Below are 18,153 nucleotides of genomic sequence, written 5' to 3' on the forward strand. Positions count from 1 at the left end.
TAATCTAAAAAACTTGAAATATCTCATTCTCAAGATTTACAATCTTAACCATTGTCATTAAGTAGATTTTTGTAACAGTCAAATTCAATATCCCGCTAGAAAATAAGTTTATTCACTAAGAATTAAAGTCCACTTGAATGGACTAGTACAGCAAGGCGGAATTAAAAATTAAAAATGAATACAGCATTAGAGTTTCGTTGATTTGGAATGATTGTTTTATTTCCGCCGTATTGTACTAGAATCTTACATCTATCACAGGAAATAAAAATTTATTAGCAAATTAAGACTCAAGAGTTATTGGTAAAGTGATAGTAAAGGTAGTGCCAATGCCTTGGGTACTTTCAACTTGAATATGACCGTGATGATGTTCAACAATAGCTTGGGCGATCGCTAATCCCAATCCTGAACCTGTAGCGCTGGCTGTAGCTGTATTCCCCGTCCTATGAGTACGTGCCGGATCTACTCGATAAAAGCGGTCAAACAAGCGTGGTAGTGCTTCCGCTGGAATTCCAACTCCGGTATCACTCACCTTAACTTGCAACTGGGCACTGGTGTTACGTAGTCCAGAAACACGATTTATTCCTTCTATCCGCGCCAATTCCACTTTCACCCGTCCACCTGCTGGAGTGTAATGCAAAGCGTTAGCAATTAAATTTGTGAACAGCCGCACCAATTGATCCCAATTACCTACAAGAGTAAACCAATTCTCCAGTAATTCGGGGCTAGTTTCAGAGGCCGGAGGGTCAACTAAGTCTAGAGAAAGGGTGATTTCTTTCTCCGGGACTAACAATTGTTGTTCTTCAACCACCTCTATTAGCAAAGCATCCAATGGAGAAGGTGAAAAAGTATCTTTGCTAATACCACTATCCTGTCGTGCGAGGAAGAGTAAGTCATTGACTAACTTACCTAAACGCTGTGTTAACCGTTCCACTACCTTTAACTGTTGTCGATATTGCAAAGAACTAGTCGTTTCTGTCTCTGCTAAATCCAAGTCAGCAAGGGCAACTTGCACATTAGTTTGAATCAAAGTGATCGGACTTCTAAGTTCGTGGGAAGCATCAGCAGTGAATTGTTTAAGACGTTGATAAGATTCACCTACAGGTTCCATCGCTTTACCCGAAAGAAACCAACCACTCGCGCCTACGGAAAGCACCATTAACCCAATACCTAAAGCCAAATCAAATATTAACTGGCGACTAGGTTTAGTAACTTCAAACCAGGGATGACTAACGCGCAGATATCCTAATACTTGGCGTCTCACTTCTACTCGTTCGGTGACTTGTCGCAATAAGAGTGGGGAGTTAGGAATTTTAAATTTTGAATTTTCATTCTCTCTCTTGACTACGCGCACAGTTTCACCAGTGCGATTGGCACGAATGGGAATATTTAGTGGTTCAGATAGCGTTGACCAAAGTAATTTACCAGTTGGACTAAACCATTCTAGGTCAATGTGGTCATCTTCTACAGTGTCGCTATTATCGCCAAAACTGGCTTCTACGTTAATGCGAAATTTATCTGCATCAGCATTAATTGGCTCAAATATGAGCGTAGATGCACAACCACTGGTTGTCAGGCAACGCTCTACTATTTCTACTACATGGTTAAGGGTGTCATCAATCCGCTCAATCAACGTACTGCGGACGTATAAATAAACGCCACTGGCAAACATTAGTAGTAATACAGCAGTGACGGCAGTGTACCAAATTGCAAGACGGCGGCGAGTAGCTTGAAACATATTTTCACCTACTTCGTGTTAAGAATAATTGTAAAGTGCTTTTTATGATTAACAATTTTGCTCAAAACAACACTAGTTTAATTGTTTGCGATCACATCAAATTTTAACGCTCAAAAAAATATTACTTTGTCTGCAAAAATAATATAAATATAATTTTGATTAAATTTGCTGAGGGGTTAAATAAAAATTTAATCTTTGTATGCGGTTAGTTTCTACAAGTCTTATACAACAAAGGGTAAGGGCTTTTAAAACCTAGTTTTTAACCAAAAGTTATACCAATTTGAAAAAAGAATGCAACAAATAGACCATTTGTAGAGACGCGATTCATCGCGTCTTTACCCAAGGATATGTTGCAATCATTAATTGAATTGGTATAACAATTGAGTATTTTTTATCTGCAAGTCACTTGAATACGAGACGCTGTAAAAACGAATTGTGCAGCGTTAGTTAGGAACGAGCAAAGAAGCGTTATTACGAATTACATGATATTAAACCTCTACCAAAACGGCCTCGCGCAGCTTGCTAATCACATCACTCAGATTACCCGTATTCAGGCGGTAACTCAGAGGATGGGCAATCAACCGCGCCGTGCTTTGATACAGAATAGCAATTTCAATCAAACCATTTTCGCGCAAAGTCCGCCCTGTAGAAACCAAATCTACGATCGCTTCTGACATGCCAGTAATTGGGCCTAGCTCTACTGAACCATACAATGGCACTATTTCCACAGGTAAATCCAGACTATGGAAATATTCACGAGCGCAATTCACATATTTTGAAGCAACTCTACCATGCGGTGGTAAATCTAAAGGCGATCGGTAAGCACTTGATGCTTTTACCGCCACTGACATCCGACAATGCCCAAACTGTAAATCTACCAAGTGGGCAACTTGCGGCTGCTTCTCCCGCAACACATCGTAACCGACAACGCCCAGTTGTGCCTGACCATATTCCACATAAACGGGCACATCTTGCGCCCGCACCAGTAAAGCTTTCGCAACTCCCTTAGTGTCAGGAATTTGAAGTTGGCGAGTTCCTGAATCTAAAAAAGCACTAAAATCTAATCCGACAGCTTGTAGCAAGCGGATGCTATTTTTAAGTAGTTCCCCTTTTGGCAATGCAACAGTCAGCATTTTTTTTATTGGTATCCTTAGCGTCTTGGCAGTTGAATAATATTGAGAATATCTCTATATGCTTACCACAAGCAGCATGAGAATTTTATTAGTTGATGATGAAGTTGAACTAACTCAACCCTTGAGCCGCTTGTTAACTCGTGAGGGTTATGCTGTAGACGCTGTTTATGATGGGACATCTGGCAGCGAACTTGCACAAGCAGGAAGTTATGACCTACTTATTTTAGATTGGATGCTACCAGGAAAAACGGGGTTAGAGATTTGTCAGGAATTGCGACGCCAAAGCAAAACCACTCCCGTTCTGTTTCTCACAGCTAAAGATACTCTCGATGACCGCGTACAAGGTTTAGATGCTGGTGCTGATGACTATTTGGTTAAACCTTTTGAACTGCGGGAGTTATTAGCAAGAGTCCGTGCTTTATTGCGTCGTTCCGGTTCTCAAATTTATGAAACCACCAGCGGACGTTTAACCGTTGCTGATTTAGAACTCGATTGTGAAAATCAAGTAGCCTATCGCCAAGGACGAATAATTGAGCTATCGCAAAAAGAAAGCCAGTTGTTGCAATACTTTATGGAACACACTGGACAACTTCTGACTCATGCGCAAATTATGCAAAATTTGTGGCAAGAGTCAGAACAACCCAGTAGTAATGTAATTGCGGCATTAATTCGTTTGCTGCGCCGTAAGATTGAGGTAGGTAGAGAAACTGCGCTGATTCACACAGTTTATGGCAAAGGCTATCGTTTCGGTGCTTCTTCAATGGAGTCAGTTACTAACGGATAAGCATTGGTAACGAAACAGGTTATGTTAGTAACAAACGGGCAATCTGTCGTTACTAACGAATAAGTGTTGGTAACAAAACAGGTTATGTTAGTAACAAACGGACAATCTGTCGTTACTAACGAATAAGCATTCGTAACAAAACAAGTTGTGTTGGTAACGAACGGACAAGCTGTGGTGGGAACTAAAACTTTATTGCTAACAACACGTCTATACAGTATTACCAATATTTGCAACGATTTTCTCTAGTACTGTACAGTGACTTTTTCTTTGTCGTGATGCCAAATTACTGTCATCAGGGCTGTAAAGCTTGAACTCAAAGAGCGTTAAGCTTAAAAGTAACAGGGAAAGTTACAAGCTATATCAACAGCAATAGTTACAAGTTTAAAGTGGGCAAGGCTTGCATTGATGACGTAAATTTGTCTCAACGCCATTTAATTTGTCACTGTACACCCAATTTCTCGGGGGATTTAGGGGGATCTAAAACTTTTTATTACCCAGAAGAGGACTTTTCAAACAACCTCTTAAGATTTACCCAAAAAATGATTAATTTGGAGTTGCAGTTTTTCTCGTAATTGTTGCGCCTGTTGATAGGCTACTGTACGCCCTTTGTTTGAGTGCTTGTCCAATTCTACTGGTTCCAAAGGTTGAATAAAGTAACGCAGACGAGTTCTAATTGCCCAAATTCCCATTGACGGAAATAGAAGTAAGGCAAACATCAAAGGCGAAAAAGGCAAGAATGGTAATTTGACTAGTTGTTGTAATTTAGTAAAATTAATAGCCCAAGGATGCAGAGATTCACTGCCGATGCAAACTACTGGCAGAATCGGAATATGATAGCGATCGCTCAACTGAATAAAACTTACATGAAACTTTTCTAGTTGATAGCGTCTTCTCCAACCTTTCAAAGGGCCGCGAATACCTTCGGGTGCATATAAAAGAATTTTACCTTGGGCAAGCGCGCCCTCAAAATCATCTAATTCGGCTCGCACACCACCTAAAACCTGCGACCATTGAGACGGTAGCCACCAAATCACCCAAGGATGCTCAAATAATGCTGGATTTGCTATTGGTTGGACTACCCATCCTTTGGCTTCACTCAATAAATAAGCCAAGGTTAAAAAGTCCCAAGGAAAACACATCCCTGCATGATTCATTGCCACAATCAATGGCCCTGTTGGCGGCAAGTTTTCAACTTGTTGCAACTCTCCACGAAAATAGTATTTAACGATAGGGGCCAGAATTTCTTTGCCAAAAGCTTGTTGATATTTAGGATCGAATTCACCAACTTCTTTTCGAGGTGAACGAAAACCCAGACGCAACCATCGACTCAGCAACGCTAGATAAAATCCGCCAGGAATTAAAAATAATCCATATTCTAGGCAATTCCAACCATCTGGCTCTGGGTGATAGTGCTGCCAATGCCGATTGAATAAAATTAGCCACCCTGGAGGATACCAAAGACAAAACCAATCAAACCAGTTAAATATATAGCCTTCACCTGGTGCATTTTCTTGTTGACTGTTTAATAAATTTTCGGAGTGTTGATTAATCAAAACAGTTAAAGATTAGGATTAGGCAAAATTTCTATTAAATAGCGAATTGTAACTTACTGGTTTTTTGAATGACATCTTACCATAGAAGTAAAACTAACTAGCATATTTGGGAATCTATTTTATACTTAGTTGTTAAACTAACGATGCTTTAAAAGTTTTTATCAAAATATAGAGAGATACTTTACTTTATATATAAAAAATTAATTTTCATATAAATAATTAAATTAAAACATGACACACCTCCAATTATTTGGTTGGGTGCGATCGCTGATAATAATTAATTAAATTGCCTTAGATAATACTCTTGGGAATCTCATATCAGGCAAAACTTAATGTTTATTTTAGATATAGCTTCGACAGCGAGCAGTAAGCGGTGAACACTGATAACTGAAATATTGGTGTTTCGCCAAAAGATGAAATTGATAACGACTGATGATTATTCAAATTCATCCTCAAGCTGGAGACGAATGGCGAGACATCTGTCCTACTCTTCCTACTATGGAACTAAGAATGCCACTCAAAATTTCAGATTTGATCCGTGAACTTCGGCAGCAACTCGATCTATCTCAAGAAAAGTTTGCAGCCAAGTTAGGAGTTTCCCTAAGAACAATCAATCGCTGGGAGAACGGATCTACAGTGCCTTCACCGATGGCACTAAAGCTGATTGAAGAAATGTTAGAGAAGATGGGCGAAGCAGACAAAAGATTAGTGAACGAGTATCTCCCAAAATCGGAGCAACGGGAGGACTCTTAGGATGACGGTGAAAGTACCTGAAAAAATTTTGATAATGCGTTATCGGTTCATAGCTTTTAGTGTGATGATTTTGGCAGTCATAACGGCACTACTTTTAACAAAAGTCTTACTGCCAGTTTTTGATCCGAGCGTATTCACTTTATTTTATGCTGCTGTGGCAGTCAGCGCTTGGTATGGCGGTATGAGGCTTGGAGTACTAGCGATCGCTTTATCTGTGACAACTGCGCTCTATTTTTTGATCGATCCAGTCTACTCTTTCGATTTCCTCAGCCTGAAAGTTCTGGTACGATTAACTACATTCTCACTAGTATCCTTCTTAATTACTGCGCTCTCTTCAGAGTTGCGAACTGCTAGACGCAAGGCAGAGACAAGCCTTAAGTTGTTGCAAAATAGCGAAATGCGGTTTAGCCGACTGGCAGAATCCAACATCATTGGGGTAATTGTAACTGATATGAACAACGGCTTCATTATCGAAGCCAATGATGCTTTTCTGAAGATGATCGGCTATACGCAAGAAGATTTCTCTGCTAACCAAATCAACTGGCGCCAGATTACTCCGCCTGAGTATCTTCTTTTGAGCGAACGTTCAGTGGAAGAAGTAAGAACTACTGGAATATGTAAGCCTTTTGAAAAAGAATACATTCGTAAAGATGGCGATCGCATTCCTGTTCTGCTCGGTTCTGTGATGCTGGGAGACACTCAAGAAACGGTCATTGCCTTTGTTATTGATTTGAGCCAACAGCAAGCAGCGCTACACGATCGCAAACAAGCAGAAGCGGCATTACAGCAAGCTAATCAGCGGAACACACGCACTCTAGAAAACATGAGTGATGCATTTATTACTCTAGACCGGGACTGGCGAATCATCTACCAAAATGCCGAAGCAGAGCGAATTAACGGTAAATCCCGGACAGAGGTCATTGGTAAGTCGCACTGGGAGGAGTGGCCTATATCATTAGGTACGAATGTCGAGCGTCAGTACCGACGGGCGATGGCAGAGCAAATTCCCGTCCATTTCGAGCATCACTACTACTTACCACCCAAGTATGACTTGTGGCTGGAGATTCACGCCTACCCTAGTGAAGATGGTCTTGACATTTTCTACCGCGACATCAGCGATCGCAAACAAATAGAACGAGCTTTGCGACAGAAAGAGGAACGTCTCAAGTTAGCTAACGAACGGTTTGAGTTAGCAGCATCTGCGGTCAACTGTCTGATTTATGACTGGAATATAAAACAGGATAGCGTTGAAAGAACTGATGGGTTAACCCGAATTTTGGGCTATTCCCTCCCAGAAGCTGAAGCAACTGGTAATTGGTGGTGTGAGCTTGTCCATCCAGAAGATTTGCCAAGCGTACAAGAGGCGATACTTGCTTTGGTAAATAGCGATCGCTATGCTGCCGAGTACCGAATTCGCCACAAAAATAATCAGTATATCTATGTATTAGATCAAGGGATAGTGGTGCAACGGGATGCTGATGGAAACCCGTTACGTTTAGTTGGCAGCACTACAGATATCAGCAAACGCAAACAGGCAGAGAAGGCAGTCCAAGCAAGTGAGGAACGGCTCAGGAGTTTTGTGAAAGCGAATATAGTTGGCATTCTCTTTGGTGATGTGAATGGTAGCATCACTGAAGCCAACGACGAGTTTTTGCGAATTGTCGGCTATACCCAAGAGGATATTCAAGCAGGTAGATTACGGTGGGCTGATATCACGCCATCGGAGTACCAATATTTAGACGAACTGGCTATTGCCGAGGCAACAGCGAAGGGAACCTGTACTCCTTACGAGAAGGAATTTATTCGCAAAGATGGTTCTAGCGTACCAGTTGTAGTTGGCTACTCACTTTTAGGAGAATCTCGGCACAAATCAGTTGCATTCATTCTGGATATTAGCGATCTCAAACAAGCTAAAAAAGCGCTGAGTCAGAGTCAAGAACAATTTCAAGCTTTTATGGATAATATTCCCGCTGCTGCATGGATTACGAATGCAGAGGGACGTGTACTTTACCTCAGTCCAACTTATTTCAGCACATTCAATGTGCCAATAAATAAAGCGATCAATAAAAACATTTTTGACTTATACCCAGTCCAAATTGCTCAACCCCTCTTGGATAACATTAGAATAGTTGCCGGGACTAATCAGGTTGTTCAAACGATTGAGTCTGCCTCACGCACAGATGGCACTCTTGGCGAATTTTTGGTCTATAAGTTTCCCATTGCCGATGCGTCTGGGCAATGCCTGGTAGGAGGGGTTGCAATTGACATTACCGAACGCGAACGCGCCCTTCGCGAACGTCAGCTTGCAGAACAAGCCTTACAAGAGCGCAGTGAAAGACTTAAACTACTTTCGGAAACGACCAGTGATTTGCTTTCAACCGAGCGCCCCTTGGATCTAATGAACAGCTTGTTTAGCAAACTCTCGGCGCAAATGGATTTGCATTGTTACTTTCACTATTTAATCGATACACACGAAAATAAGCAGAAACTTCGGTTAGTAGCTTGGAACGGCATTACTGATGAAGTATTTCAAGCAATTGAATACCTGGAATTTAATGAAGGGCTATGCGGACTAGTGGTACAAGAACGCCGTCAAATTGTCGTCAATAATCTGCCGCACTCTACCCATTCCCATGCTCACATCCTCCATGCTTTAGGAATTACAGCCTATGCAGGTCAACCGTTAATTGCTCAGGGAAAGCTGCTTGGTGTCCTCTCCTTTGCCAGTCGCACCCGTACCCATTTTACTTCTGGAGAAATAGCTTTATTACAAGCAACCTCCGATCAGGTAGCGGTTGCTCTAGAACGCGCTCAGTTAATGGCTTCGTTACAGCGACGGAAAGAAGAATTAATCCAAGCTAATCGAATCAAAGATGAGTTTTTGGCGGTGCTTTCCCACGAACTTCGCACGCCGCTAAACCCGATCTTGGGATGGTCGAAGTTACTGCAAACGAAAAAGTATGATGAAGCAACCACCACTCGCGCTCTCGAAACCATTGAGCGCAATGCCAAGCTGCAAACCCAATTAATCGAAGATTTACTGGATGTCTCTCGTATTCTGCAAGGTAAGCTGAGTCTGAATATTGCTACTGTGAATCTAGAAACTGCGATCGCCGCAGCAATAGAAACTGTACGTTTAGCCGCTGAAGCCAAATCTATCAATTTGCGATTTACGATTTTAGACTTAGGCTTAGAAAATTCTCACAGAAATTTAGAATCTATCGATTTTGACAAGCAACCAGACAACCTCAAATCCCGAATTCAAGTTGCGCTAGAAGCGTACCAAAATAGCAACTCTAAATTTTTAGTAACAGGTGATTCTGGTCGCTTGCAGCAAGTTATTTGGAATTTAGTTTCCAATGCAATTAAGTTTACACCCCAAGGTGGACAGGTAGAAATTAGTTTAGAATCTGTTGGTTCTCAAGTTAAACTTCGAGTCAGTGATACAGGTAAGGGAATTAGCCCTGACTTTTTACCATTCGTCTTTGACTACTTTCGACAAGCTGATGGTGCAACCACTAGAAAATTCGGGGGACTGGGATTAGGATTAGCTATTGTGCGTCACATTGTCGAGCTACATGGCGGCACAGTGAATGCAGAAAGTTTAGGTGAAGAACAGGGAGCAACCTTTACAGTCATGCTACCGCTGATCCAGGTCGATCTAAATAGCCAGCAGATTACCTCTCTACCTGATGATTTGCCCGATTTCAATGGGTTGAAAGTTCTGCTTGTAGATGATGAGCGTGATACGCGAGAGTTAATTGCTTTCATTTTGGAGCAATCTGGTGCAGTAGTCATTCAGTCCGGATCTGCGATGGAAGCACTACGAATTATGCCTCAGTTTCAGCCAAATCTGCTGTTAAGCGACATTGGAATGCCAGAAGTAGATGGTTATATGCTGATTCGTCAAATTAGAGCGATGTCACCAGAACTGGGAGGGAAAATTCCTGCGATCGCCCTTACAGCTTATGCTGGTGAGGTTGATTATCAACAGGCAATTGCCGCCGGATTTGGGCAGCATATCACCAAACCAGTGGAGCCAGCTAAATTACTTCGAGCGATCGCTAACTTAATTTATAGTTCTAGCAATTTTTCCTCTAACCACAACATGGCTTATTAACAGTCTTGACTACCTCAGCCGAATTAACTGTAGCCACCAAATTATTTTCGGGTGCTGTATCTGCCACTTAGACTGGCAGTCACCATATTTATGAAAACCCCGAAGTATAGAAAATCCTGTCAATTCCTGTTCATCGCAATCAAGATTTGAAAGTTGGAACCTTGAAAGCCTTGATGAAAATAGCCCAGCTATTTGAAGAAGATTTACTTTAATTTAAAATTACTGCTCTGATTCATCTAGTAACTTGCTCGGTTCACCGGGGTAGAAATCATAGTCTACAATCTCTACCAAACTGTAAGGACACTCTACCGGAAAAGTCCGTTTGGGCAAATCTGTTTCTCCAACAGCTAATTCGACACCTTTAAGGTAGGCTTTGCGAAGTGCTTCTTCAAGGTAGGGCTTTAGGCTAGGATTGTCTTCAAGCAGTTCAGCAATATCTAAGCGTTGAATACGAAGTGTTGCTAACCAGCTACGGCTACGGCGTTGGGACTGATACTGCCATTTTAGTAAATGACAAATTAACACACTCAGACGGTTCCGCAGTTCTTGACGTTGCTGTTTACCCAAAGATTGAATCTCCTCAATCAGATTTTGCAGATCAATCTGACTCCACTGCTCATTGCGAAGTAAAGTTACTTGTTCCTGTGTCCAAGCGTAAAAATCAGTTTCGTAGAGGCTTGGTGAAAACATTTCTATCTTTGGGTTTGCTTCAGGTACACCCATTAGGTTAGTTCAACCTCAACGTCTTTGCTTTTATTGTAGAACTGTCTCAATTACTAGTTCTGCTATTGAGAGCGATCGCGCTTTGCTCTCACCCCAAGGATCGCACCCTAACAACCCCAACAGAGTGCAAGCAGAGATAATTTATAGTATGACTTTCGTAACGATTAACAGCTATGACTGAGTTACTTGAACAAGCGATCGCTAAACTAAAAAAATTGCCTGCCAATGAACAAGATGCGTAGGTGTAGCCCGCCGCAGGCATCGCGGCAATGATTTTAGAAGAACTAGAAGATGAGCGCTCTTGTGATGAAGCTTTCGCCCGTTCCCCTGATGTACTCGCTTTCCTGGCAACTGAGGCAATGGCTGAATACCGCGCAGGAAAGGTGGCAAAATCTAAAGCAGAATTAACGTAGATTGCTGTTAATTATAGCGATCGCTTTTTTACATCTTAATTTTTTGATACTATATATAGTATCATCTCTCAATGAGCAAATTAAGAAAATTAGTAGATCAGTTCCTAAAGCGACCTCCAGAAGTGCGGTTTCAGGAAGTTTACTATCTATTGGAAGCTTTTGGATTTGAAGAGAAAAGGTCTAAGGGTAGCCATCATAGCTTCCGAGACTCCCAAGGTAAAACCATCACTGTACCGAAAACAGGAGGACAAAAAGTTAAGGGAATCTACGTGCAGCAAATAGTTGAACTATTAAATTTAGAAGAGTGGATTGATGAAGACACTGAACCAGAAGAACCAGCAGATTGAGAAACCGTCCTTAGAATATTATTTAAATCTTCAGTACCCTGTAACACTTTACCCCGACCCAGAGGGGGGATATGTAGCTCAAATTAAAGATTTACCTGGATGTCTTACCCAAGCTGAAACCCTTGAAGAGACAGTGGCAAATCTCAATGAAGCGCGAGAATTGTGGATTGAAACAGCTTATGAAGCTGGCGATGATATTCCTTTACCAAGTAGTAATGATAACTATAGTGGTAAACTGCTACTACGGATGCCGAAATCTTTACATCGACGTTTAGCTGAGACTTCTGAACGGGAAGGTGTTAGTCTCAATCAGTATATTGTGTCTTTGTTGAGTGCGATTTCCAGATAATTTATAAATATTCAAAAAATACTTCAGGTACTAATCGGAATTCCCCAGATTTCAAGCGAGAGATATCTATCCATAACGCTCTATGTTTATGATGTGGTGATTCGGAAAAGACTAAACTTTCTAGTTGATAAAATTTTGAATCAGCAAAGTCACATTGATAAAGCTGAATAATTTCATGACCTTGCCTACCATTAAATGTAAACAGGTTTTCTATACAACCTAAATATTTAATATTTTTTAACTCTGCTTGAATTTCCTCTTGAAATTCCCGTTTTAAGGCGGCGTAGCTGGTTTCACCAAAATCAACACCACCGCCTAAAGCCCGATAAAATGTTTCTTGTTTTACGGGGTCGTAGCCTTCAGAAAGAAATATGCGATCGCCATTCCGAATTAGCCCCAATGCTATTACCCGAATTTCACCTGCTTTACTCATTTTTATAACTAATTATCATAGATAGACTGAGGACGACTTTCGCTATCCTCAATAGGCCAATCTGGATTTTCACCACCAACGTACAATTCTTCAATGGTGACATATTCCTGACTTAGCTGGGTGAGAGCGTTGATTAAAATATCCAGAGCGATCGCATCACTGGTTCCTAAGTCAAACCAACAACGTCCCCACTGTCCCTCATATTCAAACTCACCGATGTTATGCATCAGTGCTAGTAGGCTTTTGTCATAGCCTTGCTCATCATAATTCATGTAGCTGATATCGAGTCCAGTGTCCTGCACCTGAAGATTCTCTGCATTAAATGCACCCAATTTACCTAAATAAAACCAGGAATTGAAAACTTCTTCTACATACTGCTTTTCACGCGCAGAAGGATTTGTACTGAATTTCAGCCAAATCCACATATCAAAAGGATTAATTTCGCGGAACTGAATCTCCATTTTGGTCTAATATCTCAATTACTCTTCTGCAAATAAGCATATCAAAGTAGGGAGTGGAGAGTGGGGAATGAGGGTTAAGGATTCTTCAAGCTAACAGCACTTCTGCGTTCACGCTCAATTTGTTTGACTAAATCGCCTGGGAGTTGGGATTTTTTAGTTAATGCTTTGTCAAAATTAGCGATCGCTTCCTGGATTATCTGCTGGCTTTTTTCTTTTTGCCCCAGTTGTTTAAGGATTTGGGCTTTGAGATAATAAATTTCTGGATTATCCGATGTGGTTTTAATCGCCCGGTTGACATACTCTAGTGACTGTGGATACCGTTTTAAATCCCGATAAGCAAGAGCAATACCCCGATCCACTAAATACCCAGGAGCAGCATTTTGTTCTAAACGCCGAATTGCCTGATCTGGGCTAGCAAAAGGCAAATTAACCGCCAATAATAAATCCATATAACCCTTGATTAAATTCAGTTCTGGATCGTTGGCAGAAATTACTTCAGCTTTGTCTAAATATTCATAAACTTGCCGCAGCCGGCCCAAGGCTTGGGGTACACCGTTGACTGTACCTTGACGGGTAATAACTACTGCACCTTCTAAAAAATGACCAACAGCAGTGTATAAATTACCACGCAATGGATCAGTAGGAATCAGTTTTTGTCCTGTTTCTAGAGTTTTCTGACTGTATGTATCGAGTTTAGCCCAATCCTTATTTCCGTATGCTAAAGATGCTTTCATCGCATAAGCTAGAGGTTCATTTGGCTCTTTGGATAGTGCTTGTTCCAGATAACGATCTGCTGCTGGATAGTTGCCCTGTTGGAAAATCGCTTTAAAAGCTGCTTCTGTTTGGTCGCCAATTTGATGAGGTTCGCGATCGCGAAACGGATCGCCGGCCAGGGAGGGATTTACCCAGACATTAAGTGCGATTGCAACTGCAAAAGCAGTCTGAGCAAAGGCAGTGAGTTTAGCAGACACTACTAATCGAGGCGAAGAAAACCTTTTAGTCATTTTAACCCTCAGAATAATTGCGGTTGAAATAGTTGTATGTGTTACTTAGAATGCAAAAATGGTTAATTTCAACTTGCCTCTGCTTCAACCAAAATTTTTTATATATTGGTAATCTTTCCATGTTTCCAGGCTTGCTCTAGCCATTATTTCAGGCTTAGTCTGCCACAATGGAGAAAAAGTGGATAATTCTTGCTGCTAAATTAAGGTGTTAATCCAGGTAAGGCGCTATAAATTGTTTTTCCAGAATTTTCCAGACATTCTCAGTGTAAGTAATCAGTAATTTGCTGACTTTTTGGTAATCTTAACAAATGCTTTATCTCCGAAATGTAAATTATCATCCTACAGCGTGCCCAACAGCGATTCTCAAATCGATCAATTTAGAATTAGCACCCCAGCAGCTAGGTCTGATTATTGGCCCGAGTGGTTCCGGTAAAAGTACCTTACTAGAAATTTTGTCGGGACTAGCCGAACCCACTACTGGCGCACTCTTCTGGCGAGAACAAGAACTTCTAGCCGAACAGCTACAACAATTAGCCGGGTTAGTATTTCAGTTTCCAGAGCGACACTTTTGTGGTGGTTCGATTTTAGAAGAATTACGTTTAGGACATCCTGAGTTAGGGTCAGAACGAGTCAGACAGGCCCTAACTGAGGTGGGATTAGAGCATTTATCGCTTTCCGCTGCCCCTCATGCTTTGAGTGGTGGTCAGCAACGACGTTTAGCTTTGGCAGTGCAATTAATTCGCCAGCCAAATTTACTGTTATTAGATGAACCCACAGCTGGTTTAGATTGGTCAATGCGTCGGCAACTGGTAAATTTATTAGCGAAACTGAAACAAGATTGGACATTGTTAATAGTGACACACGATGCTGGGGATCTGTTAGCGATCGCAGACCGTTGCTGGACACTCAATCACGGCGAACTAGAATCAGTAGACCCAAAGACACTAGAATCCAAAGCTAAAGAACCTCTACCAACGGTGTGAGAGCAGGGGGAGCAGAAGGAGATGAGGGGCAAGGGGAGAAGGAGAATAACTATGCTCCATGCCCCATGCCCCATGCCCCATGACAAATGACAAATGCCCCATGACAAATGACAAATGACAAACCTATTGCCTGAGATGGCAGAAATCTGGCAGAAAACTCTCAATTGGCAACCAACTTTTCAACAAAAAGGGCAATTCCAAAAGCTTTATGAGTTAATCCTAGAAGGTAATCGCCAACTCAATTTAACTCGGATTGTTGACCCCCAAGAGTTTTGGGAAAAACATCTCTGGGATTCTCTACGAGGAATTGCACCCTTGTTATCAGCAAATTTCTCCCCTGTTTCCCCTACTATCATCGATATTGGTACAGGTGCGGGTTTTCCGGGTGTTCCCGTAGCAATTACAGTACCTAATTGCACAATTACTCTTCTCGATTCCACTCGGAAAAAAATTACTTTTATCGACAAGATATTAAGTGAACTTGCCCTTACCAATGCCAAAACTCTTGTTGATAGGGCGGAAGAAATCGGTCAGCACAGCCAACATCGACTAGCTTATGATATTGCATTGATCCGTGCTGTAGGGGCAGTTTCTGTCTGTGCAGAATATACCCTACCACTTCTCAAACAGGGAGGTTTAGCTATAATTTATCGCGGTAATTGGACAGAGGATGAAACAGTTGCTTTAAAGAATGCTGTGAACCAATTGGGTGGCGTTATTGAATCAATCGAACAATTTACAACACCTCTGAGTCACAGCATCCGCCACTGTGTGTATTTGCGTAAGGTAACTACCACTCCAGCTAATTTTCCTCGTGCTGTAGGTGTACCGACTCAAAAGCCTCTTTGAGCCGCAAGTGCGAGAAAAAGGACATAAATAATCCAAGCGATTAGAAATCGCGGCTACACAAACTCTCGTCCGCCTGCGCCGACTAACGCCAAAATAGGGTTTCAAATTTAATCTGACGACAGTAATAAAAGAGCGTTAGATTATCACATCATACAACTGGCAACAGAAACAATATTCTGTCGCCAATTTTTAAGCGCCTATAACTCTAAATTATTGTCTGGTTTCAGGCAAATTTACTTGCTGTTGCAAACCGCTTGTTAATCTCATCCCAATTAACCACGTTCCACCAAGCATCTAAATAATCAGCGCGGCGGTTTTGGTAGTTGAGATAATATGCGTGTTCCCATACGTCATTACCCAGGATGGGATATTTACCTGCACTTAAGGGAGTATCTTGATTAGCTGTAGTTGTCACTTCTAACTTGCCACCTTTGTTACGTACTAGCCAAACCCAGCCACTACCAAAACGACCAGCGCCAGCTTCGTTAAACTGTTTTTTGAAAGCTGCAAAAGAGCCAAAACTTTGATTAATTGCGGAGGCTATATTTCCTGTTGGTTCTCCACCACCTTTCGGCTTCATAATTTGCCAGAACATTGAGTGGTTGACATGACCACCGCCATTATTGCGTACTGTTCTACGAATATCTTGTGGCACATTGTCAAGTTTTTGCAATAGTTCTTCAACAGTTTTACCTTTTAGTTCTGGGTGTTTTTCTAACGCTGCATTCAGGTTTTTCACATAAGTTGCGTGGTGTTTATCGTGGTGAAATTGCATCGTTTTGGCATCAATGTGTGGTTCCAGTGCTTCGTAGGCATAAGGTAAAGGTGGTAGTTGGATAGCACCTGTTGTATTTGCTGTTATATTGGGTGTTGTATTTGCTGTTGCGTTGGGAGTTACAGTATTTCCATTAGGAGATTTCTCTGCCAATGCACAAGCATCTAATGCAAAAGCACCCGCACCTGCTGTGAGTAAAAACAAGAAATGGCGTCGATTAATAGTCATAGAAGTTTTTGCAGCGAATCAATTATGTCTCTATTGCAGTTTTTATTTTCTTAGATTTTGGCTACAAAAAATTGGGAATTGGCGATTATTTCTGGCAGTTTAAGAAACTATTTACAAAACTTGTAATATTAAGTACTAACATTCAAAACATTGTGTATTTTTACTTAAACTATCTTTTTACAACTAATCATAGGTTCGCACCCAACCACCAAAAATAAACCCCGTCGCCACAAGAGACACTACGGGGTGTTCAGGGAATTATCGGAAAGATAACAGTTATCTGTTTCCCGGTCGCAGTGATGGACACATCAGCGAAGACTCAGCCGCGAGGATTTTGAGAAAAGCTAAGAGCAGATTATTCAATATTTATGGGACGCAACGCCCCGCGCGAGGAAGAAATACCAAAGTGCGATCGCAGAGCTTGATGAGCTAACAAAATTGTAGTTTTATGGGTGGCAGTGTCCACCTATTTTGATAATAATAATTAGTCAGCAATAACATATATATTCTCAATCATGGTTACAATACCTCAATTAATAAAAATCAAAGTGTCCATTATCAACAACCCTTATTTAATCCCTGAAATTAATCTTAATTTAAAGCAGGAAGAAAATTTTTTAGGTAACTATCGGCGCTATTGTTCATCTCACGAAATTGATTCAAAAAAGTCAAGCGTTGGCTTGAGCGAGTTTTCTACATATATTGATGTTGGGATGATTGCGCCAAAACGAGATTACCGCAAGAAATACATGATTACAGATTTTGAGGATCATTTGTATCAGGCTTTCAGAACACTTTATCGAGCCGAGAACAAATCATGCCCTTGAATCTAACATCTGTGGCATAACAGGTGGTCATGAGGGGCATGATCGCGAATGGCTAGTTGAGGTTTACATTGCAAACCCTATTCTCTCAGAGAAATATCTAATTGTCGGGTGGAGTTCATGGTGTGACATTGAATCGGTATGGAGTATGAGCGTAATTTGGATACATCCATTTTTACGGCGTGGGTTTGTCAAACGAAACTGGGAACGCTGGCAAGCACTGTATGGAGATTTTCGTGTGCAAGCACCTTTTTCTGTGCCTATGAAAAAAGCGTTAGAGCAAGTAGGGTATTTTACTTGTTCTGGCAAGTAGCACTCGCTTGATTACTTGTCAGGTACAGTGAAAATGCCTATAACCCTTGCACACCAGTATTATTGGACTACTTTATCCTTCATTAGCTGTTACGTCAGTTTTGTGCCGAATTTTGGTATTTTAAAAAACGCTGTATGCTTTACCCAGTAAGAATCACGCCTTGCCTTAGTTATGCACTTTTTCCTATAAAAGAATACAAGAACACCTGCAACTTTAGGGAAGAATGAAGACATGGAGCAGCAACTGTCTTGAGATTGGCGATCGCCTTACTCATCACCAAGTGATTAAAGGGTTCCCGAAATCAGGTTAGCGCCCGTGAGTAGCATTGGTCAAATCGTTGTAGTCTGTGGATCACAGGGTTCTACAGACTTGC

17 protein-coding genes and 1 pseudogene are annotated in these 18,153 nt (G+C 41.3%); 10 read left to right on the forward strand and 8 right to left on the reverse strand.

Annotation, left to right across the window (positions count from 1 at the left end; genetic code table 11):
• Positions 1-280 precede the first annotated feature (280 nt).
• The gene (locus HWQ43_RS24040) at positions 281-1,735 is read right to left on the reverse strand and encodes an ATP-binding protein (RefSeq protein ID WP_292738484.1); all 1,455 of its coding nucleotides are present in this window, start codon (positions 1,733-1,735) and stop codon (positions 281-283) included.
• 488 nt (positions 1,736-2,223) lie between these two features.
• The gene (hisG, locus tag HWQ43_RS24045; protein ID WP_292738485.1) at positions 2,224-2,868 is read right to left on the reverse strand and encodes an ATP phosphoribosyltransferase; all 645 of its coding nucleotides are present in this window, start codon (positions 2,866-2,868) and stop codon (positions 2,224-2,226) included.
• Positions 2,869-2,944: 76 nt separating this feature from the next.
• Between hisG and rppA the strand changes: the two genes are divergently transcribed.
• Positions 2,945-3,652, forward strand: coding sequence for a two-component system response regulator RppA (gene rppA / locus HWQ43_RS24050; RefSeq protein ID WP_292738486.1), 708 nt, complete (start codon positions 2,945-2,947; stop codon positions 3,650-3,652).
• Between the two features lie 521 nt (positions 3,653-4,173).
• On the opposite strand, the gene HWQ43_RS24055 is transcribed toward rppA, so the two are convergent.
• On the reverse strand, positions 4,174-5,205 hold the full coding sequence (locus tag HWQ43_RS24055) for a 1-acyl-sn-glycerol-3-phosphate acyltransferase (RefSeq protein WP_292738487.1): 1,032 nt from the start codon (positions 5,203-5,205) through the stop codon (positions 4,174-4,176).
• Between the two features lie 432 nt (positions 5,206-5,637).
• Here HWQ43_RS24055 and HWQ43_RS24060 point away from each other — a divergent pair, with 432 nt between their 5' ends.
• Positions 5,638-5,958, forward strand: coding sequence for a helix-turn-helix transcriptional regulator (locus HWQ43_RS24060; RefSeq protein ID WP_334700881.1), 321 nt, complete (start codon positions 5,638-5,640; stop codon positions 5,956-5,958).
• A gap of 1 nt (position 5,959) precedes the next feature.
• Entirely contained in the window at positions 5,960-10,078 is a 4,119-nt protein-coding gene (locus tag HWQ43_RS24065; protein WP_292738488.1) for a PAS domain S-box protein, read from the forward strand.
• A gap of 219 nt (positions 10,079-10,297) precedes the next feature.
• Here the strand turns inward: HWQ43_RS24065 and HWQ43_RS24070 are convergent, their stop codons facing one another.
• Entirely contained in the window at positions 10,298-10,801 is a 504-nt protein-coding gene (locus HWQ43_RS24070; RefSeq protein ID WP_292738489.1) for a DUF29 domain-containing protein, read from the reverse strand.
• 173 nt (positions 10,802-10,974) lie between these two features.
• Here HWQ43_RS24070 and HWQ43_RS24075 point away from each other — a divergent pair.
• The 3 genes and pseudogenes from HWQ43_RS24075 (at position 10,975) to HWQ43_RS24085 (ending at position 11,910) form a co-directional block, all read left to right on the forward strand.
• Positions 10,975-11,214 (forward strand): annotated as a pseudogene (locus HWQ43_RS24075) (hypothetical protein).
• Positions 11,215-11,285: 71 nt separating this feature from the next.
• Positions 11,286-11,561, forward strand: coding sequence for a type II toxin-antitoxin system HicA family toxin (locus HWQ43_RS24080; protein WP_292704350.1), 276 nt, complete (start codon positions 11,286-11,288; stop codon positions 11,559-11,561).
• Positions 11,527-11,910 (forward strand): toxin-antitoxin system HicB family antitoxin, encoded by a 384-nt coding sequence (locus HWQ43_RS24085; RefSeq protein ID WP_292738490.1) that lies wholly within the window; start codon positions 11,527-11,529, stop codon positions 11,908-11,910. Before HWQ43_RS24080 ends, HWQ43_RS24085 begins: the two co-directional genes overlap by 35 nt.
• 1 nt (position 11,911) lies before the next feature.
• Here the strand turns inward: HWQ43_RS24085 and HWQ43_RS24090 are convergent, their stop codons facing one another.
• From HWQ43_RS24090 to HWQ43_RS24100, 3 genes are all read right to left on the reverse strand, one after another.
• A complete protein-coding gene (locus tag HWQ43_RS24090; RefSeq protein WP_292738491.1) occupies positions 11,912-12,343 on the reverse strand; it encodes an NUDIX domain-containing protein in 432 nt (143 codons plus the stop codon).
• A gap of 8 nt (positions 12,344-12,351) precedes the next feature.
• Complete coding sequence (locus HWQ43_RS24095) at positions 12,352-12,804, reverse strand: DUF3531 family protein (protein WP_292738492.1); 453 nt, start codon at positions 12,802-12,804, stop codon at positions 12,352-12,354.
• Between the two features lie 74 nt (positions 12,805-12,878).
• A complete protein-coding gene (locus tag HWQ43_RS24100; RefSeq protein ID WP_292738493.1) occupies positions 12,879-13,808 on the reverse strand; it encodes a Sll0314/Alr1548 family TPR repeat-containing protein in 930 nt (309 codons plus the stop codon).
• 308 nt (positions 13,809-14,116) lie between these two features.
• Between HWQ43_RS24100 and HWQ43_RS24105 the strand changes: the two genes are divergently transcribed.
• Positions 14,117-14,791 carry an ABC transporter ATP-binding protein gene (locus HWQ43_RS24105; protein ID WP_292738494.1) on the forward strand — a complete coding sequence of 225 codons (675 nt, stop codon included), beginning with the start codon at positions 14,117-14,119 and terminating at the stop codon, positions 14,789-14,791.
• 114 nt (positions 14,792-14,905) lie between these two features.
• A complete protein-coding gene (gene rsmG / locus HWQ43_RS24110; RefSeq protein WP_292738495.1) occupies positions 14,906-15,640 on the forward strand; it encodes a 16S rRNA (guanine(527)-N(7))-methyltransferase RsmG in 735 nt (244 codons plus the stop codon).
• Positions 15,641-15,863: 223 nt separating this feature from the next.
• Here the strand turns inward: rsmG and HWQ43_RS24115 are convergent, their stop codons facing one another.
• Positions 15,864-16,643, reverse strand: coding sequence for a superoxide dismutase (locus HWQ43_RS24115; protein ID WP_292738496.1), 780 nt, complete (start codon positions 16,641-16,643; stop codon positions 15,864-15,866).
• A 548-nt stretch (positions 16,644-17,191) separates the two neighbouring features.
• Here HWQ43_RS24115 and HWQ43_RS24120 point away from each other — a divergent pair.
• The gene (locus HWQ43_RS24120; protein ID WP_292738497.1) at positions 17,192-17,470 is read left to right on the forward strand and encodes a hypothetical protein; all 279 of its coding nucleotides are present in this window, start codon (positions 17,192-17,194) and stop codon (positions 17,468-17,470) included.
• Positions 17,471-17,615: 145 nt separating this feature from the next.
• The gene (locus HWQ43_RS24125) at positions 17,616-17,780 is read left to right on the forward strand and encodes a hypothetical protein (protein WP_292738498.1); all 165 of its coding nucleotides are present in this window, start codon (positions 17,616-17,618) and stop codon (positions 17,778-17,780) included.
• The last annotated feature ends 373 nt before the right edge of the window (positions 17,781-18,153 follow it).

It is taken from the genome of Nostoc sp. JL31, assembly GCF_017114965.1.
GTDB lineage: Bacteria > Cyanobacteriota > Cyanobacteriia > Cyanobacteriales > Nostocaceae > Nostoc > Nostoc punctiforme_A.

What these genes read in the sequence shown, in the direction of transcription:
- HWQ43_RS24080 (WP_292704350.1), top strand. Translation starts at nt 11,286, where the DNA reads ATGAGCAAATTAAGAAAATTAGTAGATCAGTTCCTAAAGCGACCTCCA.
- HWQ43_RS24085 (WP_292738490.1), top strand. Translation starts at nt 11,527, where the DNA reads ATGAAGACACTGAACCAGAAGAACCAGCAGATTGAGAAACCGTCCTTA.
- HWQ43_RS24090 (WP_292738491.1), bottom strand. Translation starts at nt 12,343, where the DNA reads ATGAGTAAAGCAGGTGAAATTCGGGTAATAGCATTGGGGCTAATTCGG.
- HWQ43_RS24100 (WP_292738493.1), bottom strand. Translation starts at nt 13,808, where the DNA reads ATGACTAAAAGGTTTTCTTCGCCTCGATTAGTAGTGTCTGCTAAACTC.
- HWQ43_RS24065 (WP_292738488.1), top strand. Translation starts at nt 5,960, where the DNA reads ATGACGGTGAAAGTACCTGAAAAAATTTTGATAATGCGTTATCGGTTC.
- HWQ43_RS24125 (WP_292738498.1), top strand. Translation starts at nt 17,616, where the DNA reads ATGAGCGTAATTTGGATACATCCATTTTTACGGCGTGGGTTTGTCAAA.
- HWQ43_RS24095 (WP_292738492.1), bottom strand. Translation starts at nt 12,804, where the DNA reads ATGGAGATTCAGTTCCGCGAAATTAATCCTTTTGATATGTGGATTTGG.
- rsmG (WP_292738495.1), top strand. Translation starts at nt 14,906, where the DNA reads ATGACAAACCTATTGCCTGAGATGGCAGAAATCTGGCAGAAAACTCTC.
- hisG (WP_292738485.1), bottom strand. Translation starts at nt 2,868, where the DNA reads ATGCTGACTGTTGCATTGCCAAAAGGGGAACTACTTAAAAATAGCATC.
- HWQ43_RS24070 (WP_292738489.1), bottom strand. Translation starts at nt 10,801, where the DNA reads ATGGGTGTACCTGAAGCAAACCCAAAGATAGAAATGTTTTCACCAAGC.
- HWQ43_RS24060 (WP_334700881.1), top strand. Translation starts at nt 5,638, where the DNA reads ATGATTATTCAAATTCATCCTCAAGCTGGAGACGAATGGCGAGACATC.
- HWQ43_RS24115 (WP_292738496.1), bottom strand. Translation starts at nt 16,643, where the DNA reads ATGACTATTAATCGACGCCATTTCTTGTTTTTACTCACAGCAGGTGCG.
- HWQ43_RS24105 (WP_292738494.1), top strand. Translation starts at nt 14,117, where the DNA reads ATGCTTTATCTCCGAAATGTAAATTATCATCCTACAGCGTGCCCAACA.
- HWQ43_RS24040 (WP_292738484.1), bottom strand. Translation starts at nt 1,735, where the DNA reads ATGTTTCAAGCTACTCGCCGCCGTCTTGCAATTTGGTACACTGCCGTC.
- rppA (WP_292738486.1), top strand. Translation starts at nt 2,945, where the DNA reads ATGAGAATTTTATTAGTTGATGATGAAGTTGAACTAACTCAACCCTTG.